General features: G+C 43.6%; 13 protein-coding genes. All 13 read left to right on the top strand.

Annotated features, from left to right (window positions below; genetic code table 11):
* The first annotated feature begins 12 nt into the window (after positions 1-12).
* The 13 genes from VF06_RS07340 to VF06_RS07280 all read left to right on the top strand — a co-directional run bounded on the left by VF06_RS07340 (position 13) and on the right by VF06_RS07280 (position 12,095).
* Complete coding sequence (locus VF06_RS07340) at positions 13-486, top strand: MarR family winged helix-turn-helix transcriptional regulator (protein ID WP_099071629.1); 474 nt, start codon at positions 13-15, stop codon at positions 484-486.
* On the top strand, positions 452-1,723 hold the full coding sequence (locus tag VF06_RS07335; protein WP_099071630.1) for an MFS transporter: 1,272 nt from the start codon (positions 452-454) through the stop codon (positions 1,721-1,723). Before VF06_RS07340 ends, VF06_RS07335 begins: the two co-directional genes overlap by 35 nt.
* Before the next feature lie 418 nt (positions 1,724-2,141).
* Complete coding sequence (gene bicA, locus VF06_RS07330; protein ID WP_099071631.1) at positions 2,142-3,836, top strand: bicarbonate transporter BicA; 1,695 nt, start codon at positions 2,142-2,144, stop codon at positions 3,834-3,836.
* Between the two features lie 108 nt (positions 3,837-3,944).
* The gene (locus VF06_RS07325; RefSeq protein ID WP_099071632.1) at positions 3,945-5,342 is read left to right on the top strand and encodes a cation:proton antiporter; all 1,398 of its coding nucleotides are present in this window, start codon (positions 3,945-3,947) and stop codon (positions 5,340-5,342) included.
* 118 nt (positions 5,343-5,460) lie between these two features.
* On the top strand, positions 5,461-5,796 hold the full coding sequence (locus tag VF06_RS07320) for an NADH-quinone oxidoreductase subunit K (protein WP_099071633.1): 336 nt from the start codon (positions 5,461-5,463) through the stop codon (positions 5,794-5,796).
* Positions 5,793-7,232, top strand: a complete 1,440-nt coding sequence (locus tag VF06_RS07315; RefSeq protein WP_099071634.1) for a cation:proton antiporter — start codon at positions 5,793-5,795, stop codon at positions 7,230-7,232. Before VF06_RS07320 ends, VF06_RS07315 begins: the two co-directional genes overlap by 4 nt.
* Entirely contained in the window at positions 7,217-7,606 is a 390-nt protein-coding gene (locus tag VF06_RS07310) for a Na+/H+ antiporter subunit E (RefSeq protein ID WP_099071635.1), read from the top strand. The genes VF06_RS07315 and VF06_RS07310 overlap by 16 nt, the downstream gene beginning before the upstream one ends.
* On the top strand, positions 7,603-7,860 hold the full coding sequence (locus VF06_RS07305) for a hypothetical protein (RefSeq protein ID WP_099071636.1): 258 nt from the start codon (positions 7,603-7,605) through the stop codon (positions 7,858-7,860). The genes VF06_RS07310 and VF06_RS07305 overlap by 4 nt, the downstream gene beginning before the upstream one ends.
* Positions 7,857-8,135 carry a monovalent cation/H(+) antiporter subunit G gene (locus tag VF06_RS07300; protein ID WP_099071637.1) on the top strand — a complete coding sequence of 93 codons (279 nt, stop codon included), beginning with the start codon at positions 7,857-7,859 and terminating at the stop codon, positions 8,133-8,135. Before VF06_RS07305 ends, VF06_RS07300 begins: the two co-directional genes overlap by 4 nt.
* Entirely contained in the window at positions 8,128-8,754 is a 627-nt protein-coding gene (locus VF06_RS07295) for a DUF4040 domain-containing protein (RefSeq protein ID WP_099071638.1), read from the top strand. The genes VF06_RS07300 and VF06_RS07295 overlap by 8 nt, the downstream gene beginning before the upstream one ends.
* A 2-nt stretch (positions 8,755-8,756) precedes the next feature.
* Positions 8,757-9,419: a Na(+)/H(+) antiporter subunit B gene (locus VF06_RS07290; protein WP_099071639.1), complete on the top strand. Its 663-nt coding sequence runs from the start codon at positions 8,757-8,759 to the stop codon at positions 9,417-9,419.
* Between the two features lie 506 nt (positions 9,420-9,925).
* Positions 9,926-11,278, top strand: coding sequence for a selenium-binding family protein (locus VF06_RS07285; RefSeq protein WP_099071640.1), 1,353 nt, complete (start codon positions 9,926-9,928; stop codon positions 11,276-11,278).
* Between the two features lie 217 nt (positions 11,279-11,495).
* Positions 11,496-12,095: a methyltransferase domain-containing protein gene (locus tag VF06_RS07280; RefSeq protein ID WP_099071641.1), complete on the top strand. Its 600-nt coding sequence runs from the start codon at positions 11,496-11,498 to the stop codon at positions 12,093-12,095.
* Positions 12,096-12,325: the final 230 nt, after the last annotated feature.

Raw genomic sequence — 12,325 nt, 5'->3', positions numbered from 1 at the left:
AACAACAACCCCATGACCTTGGATAAACCGACTCAAGGTACAACTTCCGAACAATGTGCTGCCAGAGTAATGGAAACAGTTCCATTAATGATGCGGTTTATCCGAGCGGATATGCGTGCCCACAGTGCCGCTTTTTTATCTATACCCCAGTTGCGATCGCTAGCATTCATCAATCGCAATCCCGGTGCTTCCTTATCTGACCTGGCAGAACATTTGGGTGTCACCTCTGCCACAGCATCAGCGACCATAGAACGCCTAGTACAGCGCAACTTTGTCCAACGCAATGCCGATCCTCAAGAGCGGCGGCGAGTGCTGCTCAATCTCACTGAAGAAGGAAAACAGCAACTCAAACAATCCCAAGATCAAACTCGCGCTCATATTACCGAGTTGCTCCAAGGTCTGACAGAAGAACAAATTTCCAATATTGAAGAAGGCTTAGCTCTACTCAAAAATGTCTTCGAGCAAACAGAAATCAAATCTCCATAACCCTATTGTTGCACAGCACGACCCCTTTGCAGCCCTGAGGTTTCGGGACTACCGATTATTTACCATTGGACGCTTAGTGCTGTTCGTGGGCTCGCAAATGCAAACCGTAGCCATTGGCTGGGAACTTTATGAGCGTACTGCCTCGCCTCTGGTTTTAGGTGGTGTAGGATTAGCGCAAGTCTTACCGATGATTGCCCTCACCTTGATTGCTGGAGATGTGGCCGATCGCCGCGAACGCAAAGTTATCATGTTATTCTCAGTCATGTTACTAGCTCTGTGTTCTCTTGGTCTAGCAGTACTTTCCTATACACAGGGTGGAGTTTTTCTAATTTATGCCTGCTTAGTTTTAACAGGGGTTGCGAGGGCATTCCTCAAACCCGCCGGTGATGCCCTCATGTGGCAATTGATACCTGTCAGTGCTTTTACTAACGCTGCTACGTGGAATAGTAGTAGCTTTCAGTTGGCGTCAGTCATCGGCCCTGCCTTGGGAGGATTTGGAATTGCCCTGTTGGGGAGTGCTACGGGAGTATACATAGCAGCCGCCATAGCCGCTTTGTTGTGTTTCGTTTTAACACTGGCAATTACAGAGAAAAAAGGCATCCGTTCCAGCGAACCCATATCCCTCAAAGCCCTTGCCGCAGGTGCTAAATTTGTCTGGGAGAATCAGCTAATTTTAGCGGCAATTACATTGGATATGTTTGCTGTATTGTTGGGTGGTGCGATCGCATTACTACCCATCTTTGCCAAAGATATTTTACATGTAGGGCCAGTGGAGTTGGGATACCTGCAAGCAGCGAATTCCATCGGTGCTTTGACTATGGCCATTACCCTGGCATATTTACCACCACTCCGGAAAGCAGGCCCGGCTTTATTATGGTCAGTGGTTGGCTTTGGGGTTGTCACAATTATCTTTGGACTTTCTCGTTCGTTTTGGCTGTCTATGTTAATGTTGATACTTGCTGGGGCACTTGATAGTATCAGCGTTGTGATTCGCCATACACTAGTTCAAATCAGAACCCCAGATCGTTTACGTGGGCGGGTTGCTGCCATCAATAGCGTATTTATTAGTGCCTCAAATGAATTAGGAGGCTTTGAATCAGGCTTGACTGCTGCCTTATTTGGCCCGGTGATTTCAGTGGTTGGTGGTGGAATTGGCACGATTTTAGTAGTAGTTGCTACAGCAATGATTTGGCCGGGAATTCGCAAGTTGGGGTCTTTGCAGGAGTACAAAGTATAGCCAGGGACTTTTTATCCCACTCTCATGTAAAAAAAGCTATGCCTTTCGCGTTAGAGGCATAGCTTTTTATCTATGAAACCAATTTAATATTAATTTAATCTTCATACCTGTAAATCAACAACATTGACGTACAAAGCTGTAAGCTATTTTTAAACACGTTAAGTCTGGTGATAAATAAAACTTACATAAATTGTAAGTTTTTTGAGTCCGATTTTTCAAATGTCTTTGACTCAAGTCCGATCTATTTTAGGGATTCCCATCCAGGAATTTCCTATGTAGAAGGCTATCATAGTCTGCTGCTTTGCAAAAAATAGAGTTTTTTGCCTTGTTTTTTATGCCTATCAAACAAGAAACTTACTCAAAGTAGCTAGCAATTTTTACAAACCCAATTTTTGCTTTTTTGTAACCAAAACCCAGTATGTCATTGACAAATACTATACATTTTAGAAACGTGCAAGGTGATTTATTCGGTGGTTTAACAGCTGCCATCGTTTCCTTGCCGTTAGCCCTAGCATTCGGTGTCGCCTCCGGTGCGGGGCCTGTAGCTGGTCTTTATGGCGCAGTTTGTGTAGGTTTTTTTGCAGCCTTATTTGGTGGCACACCAACCTTAATTTCTGAGCCAACCGGGCCGATGACTGTAGTTATGACTGCAATTGTCAGTTCCATGACCGCAGCTAATCCCGAAAACGGCTTAGCAATGGCATTTACCGTAGTTATGCTAGCGGGAATATTTCAAATTTTCTTTGGCATATTTAAGTTGGGTAAATATATTACCCTGATGCCTTACAGCGTGATTTCCGGCTTCATGTCTGGAATTGGGGTGATTCTAATTATTTTGCAAATTGCTCCTTTTGTCGGTCAACCAAATCCTAAAGGTGGCGTACTGGGGATGGTGCAAAATCTACCTCAGTTATTAACTAAAATTAATCCTGCGGAAACAGCTTTAGGCTTGTTGACACTGGCAATTATTTTTTTAATGCCATCCAAACTCAAGCGCTTTGCTCCTCCGCAATTGGTGGCATTAATTATCGGAACTATAGTTTCTCTAACCATCTTCGGCGGTACAGATATTAGGCGAATTGGTGAAATCCCCGTTGGATTGCCCACATTGCAAATGCCAACTTTTACTCCCGGACAAATCACAGTCATGATTGTTGATGGGGCAATGTTGGGGATGTTGGGTTGTATTGATACTCTATTAACGGCGGTAATTGCAGACAGTTTGACTCGCACAGAACACAAATCTGATAAAGAATTGATTGGTCAAGGTATTGGTAATTTAATATCTGGTTTGTGTGGAGGGCTACCTGGTGCTGGTGCGACGATGGGAACTGTAGTGAATATCCAAACTGGTGCGACTACAGCTTTATCCGGTTTAACTCGCGCAGTGATTTTATTAGTTGTGGTTTTGTGGGCTGCGAGTGTCACTCAACCCATCCCAATGGCGGTGTTAGCTGGTATTGCGCTGAAAGTGGGGATTGACATTCTTGATTGGAGCTTTTTGAAACGCGCTCACAAGGTATCTCTTAAAGGCACAATCATCATGTATGGTGTATTGTTCCTGACTGTATTTGTTGATTTGATTGTTGCTGTGGGCGTCGGAGTTTTCATTGCCAACATTTTAACAATCGATCGCCTTTCGGAATTACAGGCTCAGGAAGTGAAAACAATTAGCGATACTGATGATGCAATTGTCTTGAATGACGAAGAGAAAAAATTACTCGATCTAGCTAATGGACGTGTTCTGCTATTCTACCTGAGCGGGCCGATGATTTTTGGCGTATCAAAGGCGATCGCTCGCGAACACTCAGCAATGGCTGATTCTGATGTGTTGATTGTGGATTTGAGTGATGTCCCCATGTTGGGTGTGACTGCTTCTTTGGCAATTGAAAATGCCATTAAGGACGCTAGCGAACAACGTCGTCATGTGTTAATTGTCGGTGCAGCAGGCAAAGTCCTACGGCGTTTAGAAAAGTTTGGTATTTCGAGGTTTGTTCCACAGCATCACATGTTTATAGAACGTGTGGATGCACTTAAACAGGCGGTTGCTTTAGTTAATCCTCATGCAACTACTGATACCTCTGGGGTTAGTATCTACACCGACACATATTAGGAATTCAGAATTACGCATTATGTGGATTAGACGCTAAAACCCCTGATTTATCCTTGTAGAGACGTTGCACTGCAACGTCTCTACTGAATCAATCAGACGAATAAAAACATGATTTTTTCGGAACCAATGGCTAATTCATTTACTTGGTTAAATTTCCTTCCTTTACTAGCAACAACCAATGAGGCGGAATATGCTCCCATTGTCCTAACTGGAGTATTGCTAACTTTAGTAGTCATTTATCTGGCAAGTAAAATTGGTGGCGAATTATCTAGAATGATGGACTTACCTCCTGTATTAGGAGAATTAGTCGGTGGTGTAGTTGTAGGTGCTTCTGCTCTGCATTTGGTAGTATTTCCTGACAGTGGAGTAGCTGCAAGTGACTCCATCATCATGACTATCCTGCAATTTATTAACAATCTCACTCCAGATGCACTGACATCAATTTTTCAAACTCAGAGTGAAGTTGTTTCTGTTCTTGCCGAACTAGGTGTCATCATTCTGTTATTTGAAATTGGTCTGGAATCAGACTTAAAAGAATTACAAAAAGTCGGTTATCAAGCAACAATTGTTGCTTGCGTTGGTGTAGCCGTTCCCTTTGCCGCTGGCACAGCAGGACTGATTTGGTTATTTCATGCACCAGTAATTCCGGCGATTTTTGCAGGTGCAGCCCTGACAGCTACTAGTATTGGGATTACCTCTAAAGTTTTGTCAGAAATTGGGCAATTAAAATCTCGTGAAGGACAGATTATTGTAGGTGCGGCAGTCATTGACGATATCTTGGGTATCATCGTCTTGGCGGTGGTTGCTAGTCTGGCTAAAACTGGTGAAGTTGATATATTCAACGTCATTTATCTGATTGTCAGCGCTACTGTATTTCTCATTGGCTCAATTCTCCTGGGTAAATATTTCAATCAAAGTTTTGTTACCATTGCTAATAAATTGCAAACACGAGGTAACTTAATTATCCCAGCCTTTATCTTTGCCTTTTTCATGGCTTTTTTAGGTAATGCCATTCATTTGGAAGCTATTTTGGGTGCATTTGCGGCTGGCTTAGTTTTGGATGAAACTGATAAACGCAAAGAATTAGATGAGCAGGTAAAACCGATTGCCGATATTTTAGTACCAGTTTTCTTTGTGACAGTTGGTGCAAAAGTTGATTTGGGCGTGCTTAATCCTTTAGTTCCAGGAAATCGAGAAGGATTAATAATTTCTACTTTTTTAATTGTGGTGGCGATTATTGGTAAAGTCGTCACAGGTTGGTCGATTTTTGGTCAAGCTGGAATTAATCGCTTAGCCGTCGGTATCGGAATGATTCCCCGTGGGGAAGTTGGGTTAGTGTTTGCCGGAATTGGTGCAGCTAGTGGTACCCTTGATAAACCATTGCAAGCTGCCATTGTAATTATGGTGATTTTGACAACCTTCTTAGCACCGCCTTTATTAAGGTTGGCATTTAAACAATCACCAAAAGAAAAAGAATCTTTAGAGGAAGCCAATTTAATCAGTTAGTACAGTAAGGCAAAAGGCAAAAAATAATCATAAATTTATCACCTTTTTGCCTTTTGTCACCCCCTACTTGGATAGGACTAATCCAAAATTTCAAATCTAAAATTTTTAGGCAATTACCGTGTTAGAAGCTTGTATATTCGCCACAATATTGTGCGGATTTTTTGGTATTATCCTCAAAAAAAATCTTGTAATGAAAATCATCTCTATGGATGTCATGAGTACGGGGGTTATTGCCTATTACGTGCTAATTGCATCGCGAGATGGTTTCTTCACACCAATTATTTCAAACATCCAAAATCGTGCATATGCCGATCCGGTTCCCCAAGCCGTGATATTGACGGCCATTGTCATCGGATTTTCGATTCAGGCTTTAATGCTCGTCGGTGTTATGAAGTTAGCAGGGGATAACCCGACCTTGGAAACCGACGAGATCGAGAGGAATAATACACCATGAGTACGATTACAATCGTCTGGATTGCATTACCCTTTTTTTTCGGGTTCCTCATTTATCTGCTTCCTAAGCTTGACAAATACGTTGCAATGTGGGTTTGTTTGGCTTCGTTGGCATATGGGTTGCAGTTATTTTTCAATCAGTCGCCACTAACACTAAAATTGCTGGATAATTTCGGCGTTATTTTAGCAATAGACCAAATAAGTGGCTACTTTATCTTGACTAATGCCTTGGTAACGGCGGCAGTCATCCTTTATTGTTGGCACAGCGATAAGACAGCTTTTTTTTATGCACAGACGATCATTTTACATGGCAGCGTCAACGCGGCGTTTGTCTGTGCAGATTTAATTAGTTTATACGTCGCCCTAGAAGTCAGCGGGATTGCGGCGTTTCTGTTGATTGCCTATCCCCGGAGCGATCGCTCGATTTGGGTGGGCTTACGCTATCTGTTTATCAGCAATGTGGCAATGCTGTTTTATCTGGTTGGCGCAGTGCTGGTTTACCAAGCAGATCATTCCTTTAGTTTTGCAGGTTTGCGGGTAGCACCCACCGAGGCACTTGCCCTAATTTTTTTGGGACTCTTGACAAAAGGAGGAATTTTTGTATCTGGATTATGGTTGCCATTGACTCACTCGGAATCAGAAACGCCAGTGTCGGCGATGCTGTCGGGAGTTGTGGTGAAAGCTGGCGTCTATCCATTAGTGCGCTGTGCCTTAATGGTAGATGAAATTGACCCGATGGTGAGAACCTTCGGAGTTTGCACCGCCCTTTTAGGGGTGTTTTATGCAGTGTTTGAAAAAGATACTAAGCGGATGCTGGCCTTTCACACGGTTTCCCAATTAGGCTTTATCTTGGCTGCACCAAAAGTTGGCGGATTTTATGCCCTCACCCACGGATTAGTCAAAGCTGTATTGTTTTTAATCGCGGGTGCTTTACCAAGTCGAAACTTCAAGGAACTGCAACATCAAGCGATCGCTACTCCAGTTTGGATTGCCCTAGTAATGGCCAGTTTCTCCATTTCCGGCTTTCCTTTGTTGTCTGGGTTTGGCGCAAAGGTGTTGACAACTAAAAATTTGCTACCTTGGCAAGCCATCGCCATGAATGTTGCAGCCCTGGGAACAGCAATATCCTTTGCCAAATTCATCTTTCTGCCCCGTGGAGGAAACGCCAATGTAAAACCTGGTTTCTGGGGAGCAGTTATTCTGTTAATCGGGGGTTTGGTTGTGGCTAATATTGTGTACTATGAGGCGTATACCTACGAGAATATCATCAAACCCCTGGCAACCATTGGCATTGGATGGTTAGCTTACTGGCTAATTTTTAAACGTTTAGCACTCAAACTACCGCGCGTGTTGGAGCAGTTTGACCATTTAATCGGCGTTATGAGTCTGATTTTAATTCTACTGTTTTGGAAGGGATTTGCATGGTTGGGCATCTAAATCTCATATTGCGACTGGTGATTTGGTTTCTGCTCACTGCCGATTTCACTGTGGTGAATATCATCATTGGCATCAGTGTCGCATTGCTATTGCCTGGTCGTCAAAGAGCCAAGGAAGCATTAAAAGATTGGCTGCGTGTGCTGGGTGAAGTTTTAGTAGCAATTCCCCAAGCGTATTTTGAGGCAATTGAAATCATCATCCGTCCTCATAAATACGAAGAAATCACAATGGAACGAGTTAAACCAGGACGCACACCAGGACTGATATTCCTGGATATATTCCTGATTACCTTTACACCAAAAACCATTGTCTTGAAATACCACGAAGATGGATGGTACGAAGTACACCGGGTGCGACGGAGGAAAAAAACATGAATCTGAATCTGGTATTAATTGCAATGATTTTAGCCCTGCTGATACCCATCTATGAGGCTTGGCAGGATGAAGATATTTGGCAGAAAATGTTGGCATTTGCCAGTATTGCCACCAAAACTTCAATCACTATCCTGGTGGTATCGGTGTTGCGTGATGATTGGATGATTGGTGTTGGCAGCGTCATTATCTTGAGTGTAGGGAATGCTGGATTAATGTTGCTGGCTCATGTACTCAAACGAATGAATGAAATATGATTGACTTTATCAGTTATTTGTGCATAGGTGTAGGACTGTTCTTTTGGTTTTGGGGAACTTCTCACCTGCTGGGAAAGCGATCGCTATTGTTCAAGCTCCATAGTCTTTCGGTTGCGGATACCCTGGGGTCGATGAGTATCATCTTCGGCTTGCTTTTAAAAATACCCAGCGAATGGCCACTGCTGATTCTGGCTCTGATTTGCTTAGCCATTTGGAATACAGTGCTGGGGTATGTGTTGGCTTACTGTTCCAGTAGCAGGAGTAGCTATGAATGATAGTTATCTTTATATAATCGTCGCTCTGCTACCCTTAAGTGCCTGTATGGTGGTATTTCAGACTAATCCATACCATGCCTTAGTCATCCGTGGCATCTTAGGAGCAGTGGCAGCAATGGTATATGCGGTTCTAGGCGCTCCCGATGTTGCTTTGACTGAAGCCTTGGTGGGTACTATGCTGGCAATTACACTGTATGCGGTGGCGGTGCGTTCATCGTTGGTGATGCGTCTTGGTGTACTCCAAGAGCAAGCAGATGACGATGGTCTTTTTGGGCAACTGATGAATGACTTACGCACAATTCTTGGCAAACGCCACATGCGTCTGGAGCTAGTCAGCTATAGCGATATACAAACTTTACAGCAAGCACTGTTGGACAAAGAAATTCATGCTAGCTGTTTTCCACAGGAGCGATCGCAACATGAAGAAGCCTCTGAGGAAGAAAAGCCACCCTATCAGACTGCAACCAGGGTACGGCGCATTTATGAGATCGTGCAAACCGAACTTTCCTCACCAACCACAACCCTGACCTATGTAACACCAATTTTCACAAAACAAGCAGCAGATGAAAATACTCTGACCTTAGGAACTATGAGTACACCAAATTCAGGGACAAAGTAGATATGAAATGGGTTTACATTGCTGCGGGCATAGCGCTATATATCAAATTTATCGTCATACCCAATCCAGCAGCAGACTTACCGGATATCTCTATCGTCGAAGCGGTTGTACAAGATAGTGGGATACCCAATGCAGTTTCGGGTATCATTCTCAGAAATCGACTGTATGACACTATTTTTGAGGTGGTGGTATTTACGATCGCCATTATGGGTGTCTACTTTTTGCTGGCCAATGAAAAGCCATCTCAAAAAATCCATAGTTTCACTGACCAACCATCCATTGTTTTGGCGCGTCTCGGAGCCACAATTTCCGCCTTAGTCAGTATCGAGTTAGCTATTCGCGGGCATCTCAGTCCGGGGGGTGGTTTTGCCGCCGGAGTCGCAGGGGGAACAGCCATTGGTTTGATTGCCATTACTTCATCACCACAATGGATGCAAGAAATCTACCAACGTTGGCACGCTGCTACATGGGAAAAAGTTTCGGTTCTGGTTTTTATCGTACTAGCGGTTATCACTCTAGCAGGAGTAGAGTTACCGCACGGAGAATTGGGCGCACTTGTCAGTGGGGGAGTTATTCCTTTGCTGAATATTTTGGTTGCTGTAAAAGTCGCCTTGGGTTCCTGGGCAGCGGTTTTGGTTTTTATTCGTTATCGGGGCTTGTTGTAAGCTAGTAGTTTGCTCTCGTGACTTAGCGGGCGGGGTAAAGGGGAAAGGGTAAAGGGGAAAGGTTTTAAATCTCTTACCCTTTACCCATTTCCCTTTCCCCAGCCCGAAAGAAGCGCATTTTTGGGTTGGCAAACCACTACGTATCCATCAGTGGCTCCTATTGACGGTTCACAGTCAACAGCCTTCTATGGAATATTTTTTTACTTGGAAGTCCCTAATACCGTTTTACTTTAATTATTGATACATTTAAGCAAGTTCTTGAGGCTCTTGAGCAGGGGGAGCAGAATGAATGATTTGTATCAATCAGAACTTACGCAAAAATAACGTAATTCCGTCATTACGAGCGATAGTTTACTCCTACCGAGAAGCAAGCTACGCACAGGTCTCGTAGAGAAGTAATCCCCCTGATGCTGGGATTGCTTCCCTACACTCCGTTACGGTCGCAATGACAATATCGGCGTTGCGTAAGTCCTATCAATAAGTGAAATAGTATAAAGTGTAAAACTATGACTCATGCTTGTTGTGGCCCTGGCTATGCTTCTCCAGAAGCAGCCACCAAAGCCCAAAGAGAAAAGGTGCTTTATGCCATCGCCCTTTATACTGGTACTGGTATCGAAGAACCAGATTATCTCGCCACCGTAGACGTTGACCCCAATTCTCCAACCTATTCCCAAATAATTCATCGTCTATCGATGCCTTACATTGGTGATGAATTACATCACTTTGGCTGGAATGCTTGTAGTTCTTGTCACGGTGATGCTAGTAAATCCCGCAGATTTACCGTTATCCCCGGACAACGTTCTAGCCGCATTTATATTGTTGATACCGCAGATACCAAAGCCCCAAAACTGCACAAGGTCATTGAACCAGAAGAAATTAAAGAAAAGACTAATTTAACTGCGCCCCATACAGTCCACTGTCTCGCAGATGGCCATGTCATGATTTCTATGCTGGGGGACAGTGAGGGAAATGGCCCTGGTGGCTTTTTGTTACTGGATGACAATTTTGACATTGCTGGACGTTGGGAACATCAAACCCAAGGTATGCGATTTAACTATGACTTTTGGTATCAGCCGCGTCATAACATTATGGTGAGTAGCGAATGGGGCGCACCTAAAACCTATTATCCTGGTTTTGACCTCAACGACATAGCAGCTGATAACTATGGTCATCACGTACATTTTTGGAATTGGTCAACACGAGAAATTATCCAAAGTTTTGATTTAGGACAAGAAGGATTAATTCCCTTAGAAGTGCGCTTTCACCACAACCCCGACAGCACTCATGGATTTGTAGCCGCAGCACTGAGTAGTAATGTTTGGCATTGGCAAAAACCAAATGGCCATTGGCAAATAGAGAAAGTAATTGATATCCCTGCGGTAGAAGTGGCAGGTTGGCCGATACCAGTGCCATCATTGATTACTGATATTTTGATTTCAATGTGCGATCGCTACATTTACTTTTCCAATTGGTTACATGGAGATATCCGTCAGTATGATATCAGCGATCCATCCCATCCTCGACTCACTGGTCAAGTTTGGTGCGGTGGTTTGCTAGGTAACAGTGGTGAAGTTCAAGGTCATAAACTGGCTGGCGGGCCGCAAATGCTACAGCTGAGTCTGGATGGTAAACGGCTTTATGTGACAAATTCCCTATTTAGTACTTGGGATAATCAGTTTTATCCCGATTTATCCAAGACCGGCTCATATTTATTACAGATTGATTGTGACACCGAAAATGGTGGACTCAAAATTAACGAAGACTTCTACGTTGATTTTGGCAAAGAACCAGCAGGCCCCTCTCGTGCCCATGAGATGCGCTATCCTGGCGGTGATTGCACTTCAGATATTTGGATTTAACTCGTTCTATTTTGGATTTTAGATTTTAGATTTTGGATTTGAGGTTTTGGATAGTCAAATAGTTAGTAGATAAGCTTTTTGGCCATCCATCTATCATATAATGTTCTGCTCAAGGGCTAATCACTTATGATTACCGCATCTTTAGCAAAATCCCAAAAGCCTTTCGCTCCTACCCCCTGCCCCTCTGCCTCCCTGCCTCCTAAAGTAGAATTCCATCATGATTGACCTCAGCGCTGAAGCTTGGGAAAAACGGTATCAAGAAAATCGAGACCCTTGGGATTTGGGCTGTCCAGCTCCACCATTTATCAATCTTCTGGCATCAGGGCAAGCCCCCAAGCCTGGACAAATGGCAGTTTTAGGCTGTGGAAGCGGACACGATGCGATGTTATTTTCAACAGCAGGGTTTGATGTCATTGGGTTTGATTTTGCTACCAGCGCCATTGCCCGTGCTTCTACTATTGCCAAAGCACGAGAACTGAACGTTCAATTTTTACAACGCAACATTTTTGAATTGCAAGCAGAGTTTCTACATAGTTTTGATTACGTGTTAGAACATACTTGTTTTTGTGCCATCGATCCAACGTTGCGATCGCAATATGTACAGCTTATAAAAAACTTACTACGTCCCAATGGTCAACTGATTGCCCTGTTTTTTACCCATAGTCGGTTAGATGGCCCCCCGTTTGGCGTCAAGCCACAGGAAATTTTGGATAGTTTTTCACCCTACTTTGATATCATCCTGTTCAAAGCTGCAAAGGATTCCATCGCCAGTCGCAAAGGCGAAGAACACTTGGCAATTTTTCAGGTGCAAGGCTAGATTCTTGCCCTACATCCACACAGCCAACGCTCACAAAGGTAATTATTGCGATCGCGCCTAAGGATTGGGTAAGTCTCAATTGAGGCAAAGGTCTAGGAATCACCCAATGTTCGCTGAAGTTATACCAATTTGAAAAAAGAATGCAATAAATTGGCATTGAACATGGGGCAAAACCCTTCGTGTAGGGAAAAGGGAAAAAGAACAAGGGGGGATCTCAATACTGCTCGCTT

It is taken from the genome of Nostoc linckia z4 (genome assembly GCF_002608075.1).
In the GTDB taxonomy this organism is placed as follows: Bacteria; Cyanobacteriota; Cyanobacteriia; order Cyanobacteriales; family Nostocaceae; genus Nostoc; species Nostoc linckia.
This window is presented reverse-complemented; position numbering and strand designations above follow the sequence as displayed.